Source organism: Rhodococcus shunpengi (assembly GCF_048381395.1).
Classification (GTDB): Bacteria; Actinomycetota; Actinomycetes; order Mycobacteriales; family Mycobacteriaceae; genus Rhodococcus.
Genome location: NZ_JBLWIU010000036.1, coordinates 259,903 through 278,109, shown reverse-complemented (window position 1 = coordinate 278,109; position 18,207 = coordinate 259,903). Strand labels below are relative to the sequence as shown.

Here is an 18,207-nt window from a genome sequence, read left to right as displayed (position 1 = left end):
CGGGCACATATGCGAGAACGTTACCGCTAGATGTCGTTGCTGTCGCGACGAGGTGGGGAGTCGGCCCGGGCGGCACGATCCACATGCCCGAGATCACGATCCGGCTCCACGAGATCGCGCACCCGCTGCTTGAGTGCGGCGATCTCGGGAAAACCCTTGTCCTCCTTGCGGTCCCACACCACCGTGTCGTCGACGACGATGTGGAACACCCCGCCGGTGCCGGGAACGAGCGCGACCTCGCCGAGCGCGGTACCGAAGGTGTTCAGCAGTTCCTGCGCCATCCATCCGGCGCGCAGCAACCATTTGCACTGTGTGCAGTAGGTGATCGCGACGCGCGGAGCCTGCTCGGTCATGAGCGACAGGATACCTCCGCCGGAAATGGGTGAAGCCCCGGCAATCGTGGTGGTGGATCGGCCGGGGCTTCTGCACGGACCGGTGATGGGGGGTAACCGACCCGTGCGGCCGTCCTCACATGGGGGGACAGGAGGACGACGCGGAACCGAGTCTAGACACGAGAAATCGTTACTGGCGAGTATCGCGCAGGCGGACGTCCGGCGTGTCAGGAAGCGACGGGAGGGTTCGCAGAATCACGCTGCTCCCGTTGCATCTCGACAAGTTGTTCCTCCCTTTCCGAGACGAACAGGAACCGACCGACCGCGAGCGCGCCGAGAGCCGAGAGGCCCAGCCACGCCGCCAGCGCCGATGCGATCCACACCCACATGGCTCACAGTGTGCGCGAATCCGCCGAGAACACCAAACATCGGAGATCACAACATGGTTGCAAAAGCAATACTCGAGGACGCCTCACAATGTGACACCCGTCGCCCACAACGCGTTCACCATCGCCGGCAACGTGACCTCGATGTCGTGGCGCTTCTCCACTCGGCGGCGCGCGGTGACGGCGAGTTCGTTCCGCAGGTCGGGATCGCACACCAGTCGCCGCAATGCATCTGCCAGGGCCTTCGCATCGCCGGGTGGAACGAGCAGTCCCGCACCGTCGGCCAGGTGCTCTGCGGTCCCACCGTGATCGGTACCGACGACAGGCACACCGTGCGCCATCGCCTCGAGCGCGACCAGCGGCCCCGCCTCGGGTGAAGTGCTCGCAGAGACCATCACGTCCCAGACCGCGAAGACCTCCGCAGGATCGACCCGACCCAGGAACGACACCCGTCCGCGCAGGTCGGGGGCGTCTGCGCGACGCCGCAGCTCGTCGAGGAAGACCTCGTCGCCGGGGAACGGGTCCCCCGCCACGTCGAGATGGATGCCGGGTACCTCGGCCACCGCATCGAGAAGGACGCGGTGCCCCTTCCATTCCGTCACCGACGCGAGGATCCCCACCCGCGCCGTCGAGTCCTCAGGAGATGCCCGTCGGGACGGAGAAAGTGGGATCGGGACGCCGTGCGGTGTGACGACAACCGGATATCCGCATTCCCGGACCGGGACGGCCGAGGCCCGCGAGACAGCCACCGCTTCGCCCACGGCTTCCCTGCCCATGCGGGCGACGATGCGCTGCTTGCGCGAGGACAAAGTGTCGTGCACCAACCACCTGGCACGTTCCCGATGGGACGTGCCGAGCACGGCGAGTCTCAGGGAAGGCAACGCGAACAACGAGTTGCACACCACCTGTGGGCGCTCCACGGCGAGCACGCGACGGAGTCTGCGTGCTCCCACCAGCCACCGCACCGGAAGACCCGCCAGTCCCGCGATCCATCCGAATCCCGTCTGTCCCCACATGCCCAGCCGGGGCAACCGGACGTGGACGCATCCGGACGGAAGGGCCTCGGCGAGCGGCCCGTCGGGGCACGCCACGACGACCCGACGCCCCTGCGCGAGGGCGACGTCGACGAGCATCAGCATGACCTTCTCGGCACCCGACCGCTCACCGGTGTGCGCGACGAACAACAGCGGATCGCTCACGGCGTCGTACCCGCCCGATCCCTCGCCGGTTCCGCCACGGGTCCTCCTGATCGTCCGATTCCGAGTCGTCGGCTGAAATCGAGGCCGGGCGTCGTTCCGTTACAACAGCGCAACATCACACCGAATTATTGCCGCGTCTGCAATATTCTCGTGACCGGACGCAATACGCTGTTCGAGTGACATACCCCCGAACCGGTCGCCGTTCCCGTCGCACCCTCCTGCTGGCTCTTGCCACCTCGATGACGTTGTGCGCGAACCCGATTACCGCCGCAGCGCAGGATCTCGAGCCGACGGAACCGACGCCTCCGGGCGAGGTCGCATTCCCGACCCGCAATCTCGGACTCGGGCCGAACATCGAATTCCGCGGCAATTCCGATGCCGTCACGCTCACTTTTCCGGTCCCTGCCGGAAATACCCCCGCTTTCCTCGACACCACCGCCGAACTGCCCACGAACGTCGCGCGGGGATGGATCGACGTCACCTCGGACGGGCGTCTGCTCACACGCCTGGAACTGCCGCCCGGTGGCGATATCGTGCCGCTGTCGATCCCGCTCACCGGCGCGAAGGTGGAGAACGACGCCGCGGTGATCTCGCTCGATCTGCACCTGGTCGCCGTCGACAACATCTGCCCCGACGACTGGACGCTGGGTTCGGTACGTCTGCGCGACGGTGTGGTCCGGTACGCGGGCACACCCGCGGCGCCGCAGACGGTCGCCGACTACCTCCCGCCGGTCCTCGACCGCCTCGAGTTGTATCTGGCCGAAGATCCCACGGACGCCGAAGCGAGCGTCGTCCTCGACCTCGCAGCGACCGTGGGCGCCCGGTATTCCGGGCGGCAGGTGCCCGTGGACGTACGTGAACTCCCGGCGAACGGCGTACCCCCGGCAGCCGACACCCCGTTCGTCCGGCAGATCGTCGTCGGCGAGGGCGACCAGACGGGTGCGGAGGTCGTGCCGGTGCCCGACGGGCCGCCCGCCCTGTACATCCGCGGCGACGCGGAGACGCTCCTCGACCAGGGACGCCTGATCACCAGCGCCCTGTCCGGCTTCGCCGTCGGCTCCGACGTCGCCGTCGGCGCGTTCGAGACCCGGCCCATCCTCCCGTCCGACTCGGCCACCCTGTACGACCTGCGGGTGTCCGACCTAGAGACGAGCGGCCTCGGGATCGCCGACGTGCACCTCTTCCTCGACCAGACCGAATTCGGGCGGCCGGTGCGCGATGTGAGCATCGACCTGCAGGGCTCCTACACCCCGCTCCCCGCCATCCAGGGCGGGTCGATCACCGTCTCCGCCGGCGACGTCACGCTCGATTCGTGGGCGGCCGACGCGAGCGGTGTCATCGACCGTGTTGTCACGGTTCCGAACTCGGCCCTCGGGCGGCTCACCGACATCAGCGTCGAACTCCGTACCACCGGTGCCCAGGAGCCGTGCGGTCTCCAGCAACCCGTCACCCTCCGTATCGACGGTGACAGTCGTGTCTTCAGCACGCTCGCGGATCCGCCACTCCCCGCCGGCTTCCCGTCGCTGCCCCAGACTCTGATGCCGAGGGTCGACGTCGCGACCTCCGATCGCAGCCTCGTCGACGTCTCCCGCGCCGTCGAACTCGTCGCCGGACTCCAGTCACTCACCAGCCGTCCGCTCGACCCCGAATGGGTGACGATCGACGACGCACTCGCCTCGTCGGGACCGGCAGTGATCGTGGACGCGAACGGTCTCCTCCCCGAAGGTCTGCAGTCGCAGCTGCCGCTCGTCCGCACCGAGGACCGCCGGTTCGAGGTCCGCAACGCCGAGGGCGAGAGCACCAGCCTCACCTTCGGCACCGAGGTGAACTTCGCCTCGCTGCAGGTCGTGCGGGACGACGGACGCACCGTGCTGGTCGCCACGTCGACCGCTGCTCCCGAGGAACTCGATCGGACGCTCGACTGGCTCTCCGCCGAGCCCGATCGCTGGTTCGAACTCGAGGGCAACGTGCTGTTCACCGCTCCCGACCGCGATCCGATCTCGCTCATCGATCCCCGGCCCCAGGACGACGATCTCGACGCACCGTCATCGGGATCGGACAGCACAGTGACCGCGGTGGTCGTCGCGGGTGTCGTCCTGCTCGTCGTCGGCGCGGCGGGCGCCGCGGTGTGGTCGCGTACCCGGCGCCGTCCGCAGTCGCGGTGAACACCATGACCGCGACAGTGGAGCAACCGTCGTTCACCGAGCGGTTCTTCACGAACGCGATGCTGCACACCACCAATCGGTGGATCGTGATCGTCGCTGCGACCGTGATCGCCTTCCACTCCACCTGGCTGCAGTTGATCGACGAGATCCGCACGGGAACCACCGGCGGCTACGTCCTCATCGTGCCACCGCTCGTTGCGATCGTCGCGATCGGCATCACGCGGCAGCGGAAGAACGAACTGCCGATCCACGACCGGCAGACCGACATCATCACATCGGTGCTCCTGCTGCTGATCGCGCTCGCGATCAAGGGGCTGCTGATGCCGCGCTACGCGACGAACTATCAGGTGATGCATCTGGACGTGCTCGCCGCGTGGGTGTTCGTGTGCGGGGCGTGCGTGGCGATGTTCGGTCTGCGCGTGACCTCGGCGTACTGGCAGGCCTGGGCGATGCTCTTCCTGAGCTCACCCGTGCTCTACCGGATCGTGCTCGTCGAGTTCGGGGGTACGAAGCTTGCCGCGGGACAGGTCACGCTCGTCCTCGCCGCCACAGCCATCGGACTCGCGACGCGGCGCACCCGGGCCCGCGGATTCTTCTACGGGTCCGCGACATTCGTGACCGGCCTGATGGTGCTCATCCTGATCGACCAGCGATGGCCGGACGCGCCCATCGCCGTGTCCCAGTACGTGCCGACGGTGATCGCGACGGTGATCGTCGGGGCGGGAGCCTATCTGTGGACCTACCGCGGGCTCGCCCCGCGCACGCTGCCACCGAATCCGGTGTCGATTCCCCAAGCCGCGCGAGGAGCCCTGTGCATTGTGGTGGCCGCGCTGCTCGCGGCGCTCGTGCCACTGCCCGACCAGCGGCTGACCCCCGTGTCGGAAGGGCCGCCCTATTCGGGCACCGCCACGCAGATCGTCCCGGCCGGGTGGGTGCAGTTGTCGTCCGTCGACTACGACTGGCCCCGCGCCTACTTCCGACAGGGATCGGTGCTGCGCCGCCAGATGATCCGTGCGGAGGAACCGAATCCCGATTGGGACCGTCTGCTGCGTCCGCGCACCGTCGCGGTGCAGACCCTGCAGGTGCGCAGCCCGAACGCATTCGCGGTCTACCCCACCGAGTCGATGTACGAACTCGGCAGGTCGCGCGTGAGCCCCAAGGAATACGTCGACCTGGGGCGCGGGGTGACCGCCGAGTACTTCACCGTCGTCGACGACAACCTGCTCCTGACATGGAGCCTGCTCAGCTTCGTATGGACCCGCAGCGACACCGTCGCCCAGCGGGTGAGCCTGCTGACGGTGGACAACCACGAACTGGACGCGCCGTTCCCGCAGCCCGAGCCGAACTCCGTCGCCAACGTCCGCACGCTGCTGCGGGTGTTGCTGCGCGGTAACGGCACCGTCGAGGACACCGAACCCGAGTACAAGGACCGTTCCATGCTGATCGATGTGGGTCGCGAACTCGTGGAGGCACAATGGCAGGGCGAGTGAACGTCGGCTCCGGACACGATGTTCCGCCCGAGGGCACCGCGGAGTTCGACGCCTACCGGACCGCAGCCCTCCACGAGGCGGTGCACGGACTCCGCGAACGCAGCCCCGTCTCGTCGGCGTCGGTCGCATTCGTGCCTTGGCAGAAATATCTCGGATTCGCGCTCGCCGCGGCCTTCGTACTCGCGCTCGTCGTGGCGACGAAACCGACCCTGATCGTCTTCACCGTGCTGTGCACCTTCGGGTACATCGCGACCCTCGCCGACCGGCTGCTGCTGTTCACCCGCGGCATGGCGCGCGACGCGCAGTTCATCGTCGACGACGAGGAAGCACTCGCCCTCACCGACGACCGGCTACCGCCGTACACGGTGCTCGTGCCCGCCTACAACGAACCCGAGGTGGTCGGCGACCTGCTCGCCGCCATGGCCGCGCTCGACTATCCGGCCGACAAGCTCCAGGTACTGTTGCTGCTCGAGGAGGACGACACCGTCACGATCGAGGCCGCGGAGAAGGCCGGGCTCGGTGAGAGCGTCGAGATCCTGCTCGTCCCGGCCGCCGACCCGCGCACGAAACCGAAGGCGTGCAACTACGGTCTGCACTTCACGACCGGTGAGATCGTCACGATCTTCGACGCCGAGGATCTGCCCGAGCCGTTGCAGCTGCGCCGGGTGGTCGTCGTCTTCGACCGTCTCGGCGACGACGTGGCGTGTGTGCAGGCGAAACTAGCCTTCCACAACGGAACCCAGAATCTGCTGACCGGCTGGTTCACCGCCGACTACGCACTGTGGTTCAACTTCATCCTGCCCGGACTGATGAAGTCGCACTCGCCGATCCCACTGGGAGGCACGTCGAACCACATCCGCCGGTCGGTCTTCGACGAGATCGGCGCGTGGGATCCGTACAACGTCACCGAGGATGCCGATCTCGGCGTGCGGATCGCCGAATCCGGTTATTCCACCGCGGTTCTCGACTCGACCACGCTCGAGGAGGCGAACAGCGATCCGATCAATTGGGTGCGGCAGCGATCCCGTTGGTACAAGGGTTATCTGCAGACCTGGCTGGTCCACATGCGTCGGCCCGTCCGGTTGTGGCGGGTGATCGGCACCGCGGGGATGCTGCGGTTCACGACCCTGCTGGCAGGCACGCCGATCATCGCGTGCCTGAACATGGTGTTCTGGATGACGACGCTGGCGTGGCTGCTCGGCCAGGCGGAACTGATCGAGGAGATCTTCCCCTGGTACGCCTACTTCCCCGCGTTGATCTCACTCGTGTTCGGCAACGTCGCCGTGATGTACATGAACTTCGTGGCGTGCCGCGAGACGGGACACGCGAACCTGTGGTGGCCGTGCCTGACCGTGCCGTTCTACTGGGTCCTCATGTCGATCGCGGCGATCAAGGGCACCTACCAGCTCATCCGTAATCCTTCCTACTGGGAGAAGACCTTCCACGGGTTGTCGTCGTGAGGGCCCGCAGCACGTGGGTGTTCTGGACCGCCTGCCTGATCCATCTGATGGTGGGACTGTGGCTCGCGCTGGACGTGCAGTACTACCAGGGTGATTCGCTCAGCCGGGTGAGCGCTGCACGGTCGGTGCTGCTCAGCCGCGACCCGCATCTCGCCGCCATCGGCTTCGTGTTCACGCCGCTCACCGCACTCGTCCAGGTGCCGCTCACGGGACTGTCGGCGTGGTTCCCGGGGCTGTCGGCCTATGCGGTCACGGCGGTGCTCGTGTCGGCGCCGTTCATGGCCGGTGCTGCGGTGCAGATCCACCGCATCGCGTGCGATCGCGGATGCCCGCCGTGGTTCGTGTGGACGGTGACGGCGGTGTTCGCCCTGAACCCCATGATCGTCTACTACGGCGCGAACGGGATGAGCGAGGCACCGTTCCTGTTCGCGTTGTGCTGGGCCACACGTCGTCTGATCCGCTGGTGCAGCACCGACGACATCCACGACCTGGCACTGGCCGGAATCGCCCTCGCGCTGGCGTATCTCGCGCGGTACGACGCGCTGGCCGTCGGCGGGGCGGTGACGGTCTTCGTCGCGCTGCTCGTCCGGTACCGGTCGCGTCGCTACTCTCCCGGTTCGGGATGGCAGCCGGCGATCATGGACGCGATCCTCGTCGCCGCTCCCCTCGCCCTGGCCTTCGTCGCGTTCGTCGTGACGAGCTGGCTCGTCACCGGTGAATGGCTCGCACAGTTCACCTCGGCCTACGGCAACGCCGCCATCCTCGAGCAGAGCGGTGGCGGCTCGTCGGGCGGACTCGGTGCGATCACCTTCTCGCTCGCCGAGACCGTCGTGCTCGGACCGGCGCTTCCGCTGCTGATCCCGGTCGTGGCGGTGCTCGCGTGGCGGCGACGTGACCTCGAACCGCTCGTGCCGTTCGTCGTCTTCGGCGCGGTCCTGGGATTCGCCGCGCTGTCCTATGCGCGCGGAATGACCTTCCCGTTCCTGCGCTTCTACATCTGCGCGATCCCGCTGCTCGCGGTGTGGGTCGTGCAGCTGGCACCGCGACGCGGACTGCTCACGGCACGACGTCCCGGACCGCACGCCGTTCCGAGGACGGAGGACCGTAGCGGCACGGCACCGTTGGGTGCGGTGCTCCTCGTGTGCAGTCTGCCCGTCACGTTCGTCGCGATGGGCTCGCCTACCCTGTCGCAGGAACAGCACGCGCTGCGCACGGTCCTGTTCCCGGACAACGACGATCCGTCCGAGGTGCGCGAGCAACAGCGACGGGTGATCGCGGCGTTCTCCACCGAACGACGCATCGCCGAATATCTCGACGCGATGGACCTGCCGCCGGGCTCGGTGCTGATGGATACGGTCTACGGGTTCGCGATCTTCTCGGCCACCGAACGCCCCGAGACGTTCGTCATCCCTTCGGACTCCGACTTCACCGCGGTACTCAACCGTCCCTCCGCCTCCGGGGTCGAGTACATCCTGACCGTCCCCAACGAGGGCCGGGGAACCTCGGATGCCGTCAACCGCCGCTACCCCACCATCTACGAGACCGGCAGCGACATCGCGGTACTCGAACTCGAGATTCCCAACGACGGTGCCGACCAGCCCGATTGGCGCCTCTTCCGGGTACTCGACCGTGCTTCAGCCTGAGCGGTGGTGGCGCCGTAGGACGTAGTGGACCGGGTCGTCCGGGCCGATGTCGTAGGTGCACTCGTCCGGCCGCGGATCAGGGACGAACGACCACATCAGTGCGCCGTCGGCCCCGAGTTCGCGGTACTGCGTGAGCGTGCGGTCGACGATGTCGGCACGCTCGTTCACCCCACGGCACGAACCGGCCCGGACACCGAGTTCGGCGACGAGCATCGGCTTCGACAACCCGTCGAGCCGCTGCTCGAGGAACTGCGCGTCGTCGTAGTCGTGGTACTGCACCACGTCGAGTTGCTCGGCGCCGGCGATGGTCGTGAAATCGTCACCGGCCGAACCGCACTGGTCGCCTCCGATGGTCCCGACGGTGACGAGCCGGTCCGGGTCGTGCTCACGGACGATGGCGCCTGCTTCGTCTATCCAATCGCGGAGCAGCCGGGCACCGCCGGGCAGGCACTCGCGTCGTTCGAGGGTGCACTCGTCGTCGGTGCAGGTCGCGGTCTCGGGTTCGCCGATCAACTCCCACATCGCCACCACCGACGACGACCCCCACCGTTCGACGGCCGTCGCGACCCAGTCGTCGAAGGCGAGCACATGACCCGGCAGCGGGTCGCGCCAACCGGTGTCGTACCAGTTCGCCTGCTTGTATCCGCCCGCGTCGCACTCGCTGTCCTGCGGGGCGAGAACCGGGATCAGGTACACCCTGTGCCGCTCGGCGGCGTCGAAGACGGCATCGAGCGCGGTGAAGTCGAGCGTGCCGCCGATCCGGTGCACGGCGTGGGACTGAAAGGCGTCGAAACGCACCACCGAGCGCGGTGCCAGTGCGCCGAAGAACTCGTCGAGATCCACCTCGGCACCACATCCGTGGTTGACCTCCCAGCGGGTGCCGAGCTGGTAGGCGTTGAGCCCGGCGGGCCACCATGTCCGGTCGTCGAGAACGAAACGGTCGCCGTCGGCGCGGACCATCGGGAGATCCTCGGGAGGTGAGGGGCGCGACGAAGTGTCCTGCGCACAGGCCGCGAGCAGGAGGAGCAAGGTGGTGGCGACCGCAGCGACGCGCACGTCCAGAGATTAACCCGGCCGTGGGTGTGCTCGACCCGCACGGACGACATTCACCCCGGGTTTCGTCTGCGACGTGCCCAGGAAATCAGCTGGGGCGCGCGTCGGGATGCTTGTGCACGAAATTCAGGTACGCCTTCGACGGCGTGGGCCCGCGCTGGCCTTGGTACTTGGACCCGACCTTCGCGCTGCCGTAGGGGTGCTCGGCGGGGCTCGTCAGCCGGAACAGGCACAGCTGACCGATCTTCATGCCCGGCCACAGCGTGATCGGCAGGTTCGCGACGTTGGACAGCTCGAGGGTGATGTGCCCGTCGAAGCCCGGGTCGATGAACCCGGCCGTCGAGTGCGTGAGCAGACCGAGCCGGCCCAGCGACGACTTACCTTCGAGGCGACCGGCGAGATCGGCCGGCAGGGTGCACCGCTCCATCGTCGACCCGAGCACGAACTCGCCGGGATGCAGCACGAACGGCTCCCCCTCGGGCACCTGCACCAGCGACGTCAGTTCGTCCTGCTGCTTCGCCGGGTCGATGTGCGTGTAGCGCGTGTTGTTGAAGACGCGGAACAGGCTGTCGAGTTTGACGTCGACACTCGAGGGCTGCACGAGCTCCGGATCGAACGGGTCGATGCCCAGATGCCCGGAGGCGATCTGAGCGCGGATATCGCGATCGGAGAGCAGCACGAGTAGAGGTTAACAATCGCCCGGTCGCGGGGTTCTACGTGGCCGAGTCGCGCCGCAGTTGGGCCGACATCGTGAGCAGCAGTTCGGTGCACTCCTCGACGACGTCGTCGTGACTCAGCGGCACGGTGCCGTCGAGCCAGGCCGTCAACGCCTGGGCTAGTCCGCCGACGACGTAGTGCGCCGCGAGATCGAGCCGGGGGCTCGGGGTGATGGCGTAGATGTTCTCGGCCTGAGCGGTGACCAGACCGGCGAACATGCGGGTCGAGTCGAGGCGCCGCTTCGCGAGCTGCGTGTTGGCCTGGCTGACGGAGAACAGCATGCGGCCGAGCCGCGGGTCCTCGTCGATCTCGCGGACGATGTTCTCGACGCAGGCCCGCACGATCGCGCGGTCGTCGTCGGCGGGTGCCGAGGTCACAGCGGCGAGCGTGCTCTCGGCGATGCGCTGGACGACGTGGTCGTAGACGGCACCGGTGAGCTCGTCGCGGTCGGCGAAGCTCTCGTAGAAGTAGCGCGATGCCAGACCGGCGCGCTTGCAGACACCGCGCACCGACAGCGTGGCTTCCCCGTCGGCAGCTCCGAGGAGATCGAGACCGGCCTCGATCAGCTGCGCTCGCCGATCGGCCTGTCGTTCCTCGCCTGCGCGTCCACCGTAGAGCCGTCCAGTTGCCATGCCCCTATCTTCGCAGCGTCCGGTCTCCGTTCCGCGCAACCTCCGGTCTTTACCGTCGGCGCGCATCTGAGTACAGTCGTGATCACTTCGAACGATGGAGGGAATTCCGATGACGACGACCGTCGACAAGCCCGTCGGCCTGGACGACACGATGGACGGGCTCGGCCTGGCCGCCGGAGCAGCGAACATCATCATGCAGCTGTCGTGGCCCGGCGTCGGCTACGGCGTCTACGAATCCCGCGTGGAGTCGGGACGGCTGTTCGACCACCCGATCAAGCGCACCCGCACCACCCTCACCTACCTGGCCGTCGCGGCGCGGGGCACCGACGACGAGAAGCGCTTGTTCCGTCGCGGCGTCAACAAGGCGCACGCGCAGGTCCGTTCCACCGAGTCGAGCCCGGTCGAGTACAACGCGATGGATCCGGAACTGCAGCTGTGGGTGGCGTCGTGCATCTACCGCGGATTCGAGGACGTGCACCGCGCACTGTACGGGCCGATCCCCGACGACGCGATCGAGTACTTCTATCAGAACGGCGCGACCTTCGGTACGACGCTGCAGGTGCCGCAGCACATGTGGCCGAAGGACCGGGCGGCGTTCGAGCAGTACTGGGAGGACAACCTCCACAAGGTGAAGATCGACGACACGATCCGCGAGCATCTGCTGTCGATCGCCCGGATCGAGTTCCTGCCCCAGCCCGTCCCGGCCCTGTTCGGCAAGCTCAATCTCTTCTTCACCGCCGGCTTCCTGCCGCAGCTGTTCCGCGAGCAGATGTTGCTGCCGTGGACGCCGCGCGACCAGCGTCGCTTCGACCGCGTCATGCGAGCTCTGGGTGTGGTGAACAAGAGGCTGCCGGTCGCGGTGCGGGAGCTGCCCTACCACGTGCTGCTGGCCGACATGCGGTGGCGGATCCGGACGGGCCGATCCCTGGTCTAGGGGTCCCGCGATCGACCCGGAGAGTCTGCTACAGTTTGCTCCGAAAGCTCGGGCCGGAGTCGGTGAGAATCGGCAAAAGCCCAGCGTGCCGATGTAGTTCAATGGTAGAACATCAGCTTCCCAAGCTGAATACGCGGGTTCGATTCCCGTCATCGGCTCCCACACGAAGGCCCCGACACGCGGTCGGGGCCTTCGTCGTTGTGGGGCGGGTCCGAGCCCGTCGTTCCTGCCGCAGGACGCTCCCGGCGCCGACTCGTGCGCGGATCACGACCGACCTTCCCGTACTGTGGGGGAATCGGGACCGTTCAGGTCCCCAATTGAGGGTGGCAACATGGCCGACAAATCGCCTCGCAGTTCGATGTCCAAGAAGTCCGGCAAGTCGCTGAAGGAAAAGCGCGCCGAGAAGAAGACCAGGACCAGCATCAAGGCCGAGGCTGAGATCGTCGCGAACGTCAGGAAGCGCTGATCTTTCTGAGGATGAAGGCCTCGACCGCACGGTCGGGGCCTTCGTCGTACCGAGTCTGTCGTTGTTGTCGATTTTCTCGCGTTCTTCGACAACAACACCTACCTCGACAGTCCTACCGGCGGCCTTCGAGGTACGAGCGGGCTGTATCGAGGAGTTCGGGGAGCGAGCGGGTCGCGTCCAGGGTGACGCCGTCCTCGTCGGGTCCCAGCGGCTCGAGCGTCTCGAACTGGGAAGCCACCAGCGACTCGGAGAAGAAGTGGCCGCCGCGTCCGCGAACCCTGGACCGCACGACGTCGACGGGCACATCCAGATGGAGGAAGACGGCCGGGGTGCCGGCACGCAGGATGTCGCGGTAGGACCGCTTCAGTGCCGAGCACGCGACCACCGGGGTCTCGACGCTGTCGGCAGCGGCCGCGGCGACCGCACGCAACCACGGCTCACGATCCTCGTCGCCGAGCGCGTGCCCCGAGCGCATCTTCTCGATCGACGCGTCGCTGTGGTAATCGTCCGCCTCGATGAAGGCGCCGCCGATCGCGTCCGCGAGTTGCTTCGCGAAAGTCGTTTTGCCACATCCACTGACGCCCATCACCACAACAGCCATGCCACATCGTAACTTCGGGGAGGTTGTGGTCGCTCTCGTCGAAATTCCCGACCACGACCTCCCCGAAGTTCACTCGAGGTACGACGCGTAATCGGCGTAGGGCACCTGACCAGTGGGGCTCGCCTTGATGGCCTCGGCAACCTCCGGCGGGATGGGAGCCCAGTAGGCCGGCATCGCGGCCGCGAGGGAAGGACTCACGGCGTAGATGAGAGCGAAGTTCACGATCCACAGCGGCGGCGCCATCGACATGCCGACGGTCGAGACGACGTCACCCTTCGTGTTGGTGACCAGCTGCGCGGCGCCGGACATCTGTTGCGCCGCAAAACCGAAGGCCGCCTCGATCGGGTACGCCGACCGGTACAGCGCCACCAATGTGTCCGTCGCGTCGTTGTTGCGCAGCCAGGTGTCGACGTACCCGCCGGGCGCGATGAGCGTGTTGATCTGCCGTGTCGGCGCCGACGCGTTGGCCGGGCTCTGCAGTATGCCGTCGGGCGTCACGTAGAGGCCGTAACTACCGAGGACCGACGGGGTGGAGACACCGTTCACGTCGGAATACATGGGGCGGCCGGTCGTATTGACGAGGATGTCGATGGAGCTCTGGATGATCTCGGCCGCCTCCTTGCTTCCGCCCACTCCCCCGCCGGTGGTGAAGTCGCGGGCCTGCTGCTCGGACAACGCATCCGACGGACTCAGCCCGATCTGACGGGCGATGTCCTCGGCCCACTCCCGACCGAGCGGGGCGTGCAACCGGGACGGGTCGGTGACCTGCGTCGGCGCCAGATGCTCGTAACCCGGTGCGCCGGAGAACGGGAGCGAGAAGCCGGTGACGTCGTCCGCCGATGCCGCGGGATTGACCCACAGGGCGAGCAACCCCATGAGCGCCACCACCGTGGCGGCTCTCCCTCCGCGTCTGTGCCGTCGGCCGGACTTCCGTGTGCTGCGCATAGGTCGGCCTCCTGGGACACCGTCGCGATGGGGACACACGTGCGTATTTCAGTGAAACGCCGGGGTAAAGAGTGCGTCAATGCCCCCACGGGGTGAATTGGGGGAGAATGTGGACGGTTTTCGCGAGATTCTCGGCAACGACCGCCCCCGACAAAGCAGCGTGGCCGCCACCCGGAAGGGTGACGGCCACGGGGCTGCAGTGACGCCTAGACGGTCGCAGCAACCGCTTCCTCGGCCTGGGCCGGGGCGCTCGTGCGGATGAGGTGGTCGAACGCGCCGAGCGCGGCCGTCGCACCCGCACCTGCGGAGACGATGATCTGCTTGTACGGGACGGTCGTGCAGTCGCCGGCAGCGAACACGCCGGGCACCGAGGTGCGGCCGTGGTCGTCGACGACGATCTCGCCGCGCGGGCTGAGTTCGACCGTGCCGGAGAGCCACTCGGTGTTCGGCAGCAGACCGATCTGGACGAACACGCCGTCCAGCTCGAGGGTGCGCGACTCGTCGGTGGTGCGGTCGGTGTAGGTCAGGCCGGTGACCTTCGAACCGTCGCCGAGGACCTCGGTGGTCAGGGCGCTGACGATGATGTCGACGTTGGGCAGGCTGCGGAGCTTGCGCTGCAGCACCTCGTCGGCGCGCAGGACCGAGTCGAACTCGATGAGGGTCACATGGGCGACGACGCCGGCGAGGTCGATCGCGGCCTCGACACCGGAGTTACCGCCACCGATGACCGCGACGCGCTTGCCCTTGAACAGCGGGCCGTCGCAGTGCGGGCAGTAGGTGACGCCCTTGTTGCGGTACTCCTGCTCGCCCGGCACGTTCATCGCGCGCCAGCGGGCACCGGTCGCGAGAACGACGCTGCGCGAAAGCAACCGGGCGCTGCTCTCGAGCTCGACCTCGACGAGACCACCCTCGGTGGGGGCCGGGGTGAGCTTCGAGGCCTTCTGGACGTTCATGATATCGACGTCGTACTGGCGCACGTGGTTCTCGAGCTCGGCCGCGAACTTCGGGCCCTCCGTGTAGGGGACGGAGGAGAAGTTCTCGATGGCCATGGTGTCGAGCACCTGGCCGCCGAAGCGCTCGGCGAGAACGCCGGTGCGGATTCCCTTGCGAGAGGCGTAGATCGCGGCGGTCGCGCCGGCGGGGCCGCCACCGACGACGAGGACGTCGAAGGGATCCTTCTCGCTGATCGCGGCGGCGGTGCGCTCGGCGGAGCCGCTGTCGAGCTTGCCGACGATCTGCTCGAGGTTCATGCGTCCGGAGCCGAACAGCTCACCGTTGAGGAAGACGGTCGGCACTGCCATGACCTGGCGTGCATCGACCTCGTCCTGGAAGAGGGAGCCTTCGATGGCGGTGTGCTTGATGCGCGAGTTGGTCACGCACATCACGTTCAGGGCCTGCACCACGTCGGGGCAGTTCTGGCACGACAGCGAGAAGTAGGTCTCGAAGTGGAAGTCGCCCTCGAGGTCGCGCACCTGCTCGAGCAGTTCCACGGCCTCCTTCGAGGGGTGGCCGCCGACCTGCAGCAGGGCGAGCACGAGAGAGGTGAACTCGTGGCCGAGCGGGATGCCCGCGAACTCGACCGCGATGTCGGTGCCGACCCGGCGGATCAGGAAGGAGGGGCGACGGGTGGCTTCACCGTCGCGCACATGGGTGACCAGATCGGACATGCCGGCGATCTGATCGAGGAGGTCGGCGAGTTCCTTCGACTTCGGCCGGTCGTCGAGGGACGACACGAGCTCGATCGGCTGGGTGACCTTTTCGAGAAGGGACTTCAACTGGGCGGCAAGGGAGGCGTCGAGCATGAGGATTCACTCCAGAGGTGGAAGAACTGTGACCGGAAGAGATGGGAGTCGGCGAACTTCTCAGCTCGAGCCGAGCGGACCCGGACGGTGCCCGGTGGCACGGGACGTTCGATCCCGTGCCACCGGAACGAATTTCCGTCGACGAATCAGATCTTGCCGACGAGCTCCAGCGACGGAGCGAGGGTGTCGTCGCCCTCTTCCCACTTGGCCGGGCAGACCTCGCCCGGGTGGCTGCGGACGTACTGAGCGGCCTTGACCTTGCGGACGAGCTCGGCGGCGTTGCGGCCGATGCCCTCAGCGGTGACCTCGGTGAACTGGACGACGCCGTCCGGGTCGACCAGGAAGGTGCCGCGGTCGGCGAGGCCCTGGTCCTCACGGAGGACCTCGAAGTCGGTGCTGATCTGCAGGGTCGGGTCACCGATCATGGCGTACTTGATCTTGCCGATGGTCTCCGACGAGCCGTGCCACGCCTTGTGCGTGAAGTGCGTGTCGGTCGAGACGGAGAAGACCTCGACGCCGAGCTTCTGCAGCTCCTCGTAGTGGTCCGCGAGGTCGCCGAGCTCCGTCGGGCAGACGAACGTGAAGTCTGCGGGGTAGAAGAAGAAGATCGCCCACTTGTCCTTGATGTCCTCGTCGGACACGGTCACGAAGGCGCCGTCCTTGAAAGCCTCGGCCTTGAAGGGCTTGATCTTCTTGTTGATCAGCGACATGTAAGAACCTCACTCGTCTCGATGGGGTTGACGGTTCAGACGTTATCCGCGAACTATTGATTGTGCCAATCGATAGTTTCTAGAAGTTCGATAAGGAAGGGCTATAACACGCCGTTCGACCAGGTCGTTGCTTTTCCTTCCTCACAAATGTGACAGAACACACAACCTTTGCGACAGGGCACTCCGGCCCGCCCGACAGGGAAGAATGGAACCGATGCACTCACGACCGAGCTACCGCCGCACCGGATCCGGTGAACCCCTACTCCTCCTGCACGGCATCGGCGCCACGATGGACGACTTCTCCACCCTCGTCCCGCGACTCGCCGAGCACTTCGACGTGCTGAACGTCGACCTACCCGGCCACGGTTCGTCGCCGGAACAGAGCGGCCGACCCACCGTCGGCGCGCTCACCGACACCCTGGAGGCGGAACTCGACGCCCTCGGACTCGACCGGGTGCACGTTCTGGGCAACTCGCTCGGCGGACGACTCGCGATCGAACTCGCCGTGCGCGGCCGCGCCCTGTCTGTGGTCGCCCTGTCACCCTCCGGACTCGGACTGCCGCCGGAACGTATCTACCAGGGCGCGCTCATGACGACCGCGCGCCTGCTCAACAAGGCCCGCAGGCCGCTCATCGAACCGATGTCGCGCAGCGCCCTCGGCCGTACCGCACTCACCGTGGGTCTACGCGCGAAGCCGTGGAAGACGACCCGTGCCGAAGCACTGGCGGTCAAGGGCGGATTCGCCGATTCGGCCGGTTTCTGGTCGATGCTGTGGGACGCGATCCTGACCGATGTGCCGACGGGACTCGACCGGATCGACTGTCCCGTCACTCTGGCGCAGGGCGTCCTCGACACCGTCGCGTCGGCGCAGACCGTGCGGTACGTCCCGCTGATCCCCGGGGCACGGTTCGTGCCGCTCCCCTGGGCCGGCCACGCGCCGCAGTCCGACCGCCCCGAGGCCATCGTCGACCTCGTGCGCCGGACTGCCGCGCGGGCGAGCACCTACTGCCGGTAGGACTCGACCTCGTCGACCGGCCGTGGCTGTGCGTCGTCCGGATCGTCACCGAACTCGGCCTTCGCGCGACGTTGACGCAGCAGGTCCCAGCATTGGTCGAGTCGCTTCTCGACAGCGCGCAGGCGCTGCAGATCCTCGTCGCTCGGACCGTCCGCGCCCGTCCGGTTTCGCACCCGACCGGCCGGGTATCTCCTCGACATGAGCATCGAAGACGGTCCCGGCGACACCCTCAGCCCCAGCGAAGGCCTCGACGCCGACGAGGTGCGGAACGACGACGGCGACGAGGTCGTCGATCCGCCCGAGGACTGGAGTGGAGCCGACAAGTTCGGAACGACCCAGCGTGAAGAGCAGGAAGGCGAGTCGCTCGACCAGCGTCTCGCCGAGGAGGAACCCGACGTCGAACCCGCCGAGCCGCTCGACAAGCCTGTCGCGGCGACGCCGGAGGACGAACTGACCGAAGACGTGGACGAGGTGGTCGACGACGCCACCACCGGCGCGCCCGAAGACTCGAAACTCGCGGACGAGGTCGACGGGGTGATCGTGGAGGATTCGCGCGTCGACCGCGGTCAGGTCAGCGGCGCGCCCGAGGACGGGGAGTCGCTCTTCCCGATCGTGGAGTAGGAGTTCGGCGAACAGACGAAGGGGAGGTTGTGTGCG

The 18,207-nt window shown here is 67.1% G+C and carries 18 protein-coding genes and 1 tRNA gene; 9 read left to right on the top strand and 10 right to left on the bottom strand.

Features of this window, described 5'->3' with window-relative positions:
• Positions 1 to 26 precede the first annotated feature (26 nt).
• Positions 27 to 353: an Rdx family protein gene (locus ACNJ7K_RS25530; RefSeq protein WP_487042427.1), complete on the bottom strand. Its 327-nt coding sequence runs from the start codon at positions 351 to 353 to the stop codon at positions 27 to 29.
• 451 nt (positions 354 to 804) lie between these two features.
• Entirely contained in the window at positions 805 to 1,917 is a 1,113-nt protein-coding gene (locus ACNJ7K_RS25525) for a glycosyltransferase family 4 protein (RefSeq protein WP_487042426.1), read from the bottom strand.
• A 176-nt stretch (positions 1,918 to 2,093) separates the two neighbouring features.
• Here ACNJ7K_RS25525 and ACNJ7K_RS25520 point away from each other — a divergent pair, with 176 nt between their 5' ends.
• The 4 genes from ACNJ7K_RS25520 to ACNJ7K_RS25505 are packed head-to-tail and all read left to right on the top strand — an operon-like array spanning position 2,094 to position 8,675.
• Positions 2,094 to 4,082, top strand: coding sequence for a hypothetical protein (locus ACNJ7K_RS25520; protein WP_487042425.1), 1,989 nt, complete (start codon positions 2,094 to 2,096; stop codon positions 4,080 to 4,082).
• 5 nt (positions 4,083 to 4,087) lie between these two features.
• The gene (locus ACNJ7K_RS25515; RefSeq protein ID WP_487042424.1) at positions 4,088 to 5,572 is read left to right on the top strand and encodes a hypothetical protein; all 1,485 of its coding nucleotides are present in this window, start codon (positions 4,088 to 4,090) and stop codon (positions 5,570 to 5,572) included.
• Positions 5,557 to 7,032, top strand: coding sequence for a glycosyltransferase (locus ACNJ7K_RS25510; protein WP_487042423.1), 1,476 nt, complete (start codon positions 5,557 to 5,559; stop codon positions 7,030 to 7,032). The genes ACNJ7K_RS25515 and ACNJ7K_RS25510 overlap by 16 nt, the downstream gene beginning before the upstream one ends.
• A complete protein-coding gene (locus ACNJ7K_RS25505) occupies positions 7,029 to 8,675 on the top strand; it encodes an ABC transporter (protein WP_487042422.1) in 1,647 nt (548 codons plus the stop codon). The genes ACNJ7K_RS25510 and ACNJ7K_RS25505 overlap by 4 nt, the downstream gene beginning before the upstream one ends.
• Here the strand turns inward: ACNJ7K_RS25505 and ACNJ7K_RS25500 are convergent.
• From ACNJ7K_RS25500 to ACNJ7K_RS25490, 3 genes are all read right to left on the bottom strand, one after another.
• Complete coding sequence (locus tag ACNJ7K_RS25500; RefSeq protein WP_487042421.1) at positions 8,667 to 9,731, bottom strand: beta-mannosidase; 1,065 nt, start codon at positions 9,729 to 9,731, stop codon at positions 8,667 to 8,669. The genes ACNJ7K_RS25505 and ACNJ7K_RS25500 overlap by 9 nt on opposite strands.
• Before the next feature lie 85 nt (positions 9,732 to 9,816).
• A complete protein-coding gene (dcd, locus tag ACNJ7K_RS25495) occupies positions 9,817 to 10,407 on the bottom strand; it encodes a dCTP deaminase (RefSeq protein ID WP_016696219.1) in 591 nt (196 codons plus the stop codon).
• Between the two features lie 34 nt (positions 10,408 to 10,441).
• Positions 10,442 to 11,077 (bottom strand): TetR/AcrR family transcriptional regulator, encoded by a 636-nt coding sequence (locus ACNJ7K_RS25490; protein ID WP_120280344.1) that lies wholly within the window; start codon positions 11,075 to 11,077, stop codon positions 10,442 to 10,444.
• Positions 11,078 to 11,186: 109 nt separating this feature from the next.
• On the opposite strand from ACNJ7K_RS25490, the gene ACNJ7K_RS25485 reads away from it, so the two are divergent.
• From ACNJ7K_RS25485 to ACNJ7K_RS25475, 3 genes are all read left to right on the top strand, one after another.
• Positions 11,187 to 12,011 carry an oxygenase MpaB family protein gene (locus ACNJ7K_RS25485; protein ID WP_487042420.1) on the top strand — a complete coding sequence of 275 codons (825 nt, stop codon included), beginning with the start codon at positions 11,187 to 11,189 and terminating at the stop codon, positions 12,009 to 12,011.
• Positions 12,012 to 12,098: 87 nt separating this feature from the next.
• Positions 12,099 to 12,169 (top strand) — tRNA-Gly (locus ACNJ7K_RS25480).
• 173 nt (positions 12,170 to 12,342) lie between these two features.
• Positions 12,343 to 12,477, top strand: a complete 135-nt coding sequence (locus ACNJ7K_RS25475; protein ID WP_263869916.1) for a hypothetical protein — start codon at positions 12,343 to 12,345, stop codon at positions 12,475 to 12,477.
• A 112-nt stretch (positions 12,478 to 12,589) separates the two neighbouring features.
• Here ACNJ7K_RS25475 and ACNJ7K_RS25470 read toward each other — a convergent pair whose 3' ends face one another.
• The 4 genes from ACNJ7K_RS25470 to ahpC form a co-directional block, all read right to left on the bottom strand.
• Positions 12,590 to 13,078 (bottom strand): gluconokinase, encoded by a 489-nt coding sequence (locus tag ACNJ7K_RS25470; RefSeq protein ID WP_225623642.1) that lies wholly within the window; start codon positions 13,076 to 13,078, stop codon positions 12,590 to 12,592.
• Positions 13,079 to 13,147: 69 nt separating this feature from the next.
• Positions 13,148 to 14,023, bottom strand: coding sequence for a hypothetical protein (locus ACNJ7K_RS25465; RefSeq protein ID WP_487042419.1), 876 nt, complete (start codon positions 14,021 to 14,023; stop codon positions 13,148 to 13,150).
• A gap of 206 nt (positions 14,024 to 14,229) precedes the next feature.
• Positions 14,230 to 15,825, bottom strand: coding sequence for an alkyl hydroperoxide reductase subunit F (gene ahpF / locus ACNJ7K_RS25460; protein ID WP_487042418.1), 1,596 nt, complete (start codon positions 15,823 to 15,825; stop codon positions 14,230 to 14,232).
• A gap of 146 nt (positions 15,826 to 15,971) precedes the next feature.
• Positions 15,972 to 16,535, bottom strand: coding sequence for an alkyl hydroperoxide reductase subunit C (ahpC, locus tag ACNJ7K_RS25455; RefSeq protein WP_024102020.1), 564 nt, complete (start codon positions 16,533 to 16,535; stop codon positions 15,972 to 15,974).
• Between the two features lie 214 nt (positions 16,536 to 16,749).
• Here ahpC and ACNJ7K_RS25450 point away from each other — a divergent pair, with 214 nt between their 5' ends.
• Positions 16,750 to 17,550: an alpha/beta fold hydrolase gene (locus ACNJ7K_RS25450; RefSeq protein WP_487042417.1), complete on the top strand. Its 801-nt coding sequence runs from the start codon at positions 16,750 to 16,752 to the stop codon at positions 17,548 to 17,550.
• Here ACNJ7K_RS25450 and ACNJ7K_RS25445 read toward each other — a convergent pair.
• Positions 17,538 to 17,756, bottom strand: coding sequence for a DUF2630 family protein (locus ACNJ7K_RS25445; protein WP_192378582.1), 219 nt, complete (start codon positions 17,754 to 17,756; stop codon positions 17,538 to 17,540). The genes ACNJ7K_RS25450 and ACNJ7K_RS25445 overlap by 13 nt on opposite strands.
• Here ACNJ7K_RS25445 and ACNJ7K_RS25440 point away from each other — a divergent pair.
• Positions 17,749 to 18,171, top strand: a complete 423-nt coding sequence (locus tag ACNJ7K_RS25440) for a hypothetical protein (RefSeq protein ID WP_064256149.1) — start codon at positions 17,749 to 17,751, stop codon at positions 18,169 to 18,171. The two genes, ACNJ7K_RS25445 and ACNJ7K_RS25440, sit on opposite strands and share 8 nt — an antisense overlap.
• Positions 18,172 to 18,207 lie beyond the last annotated feature (36 nt).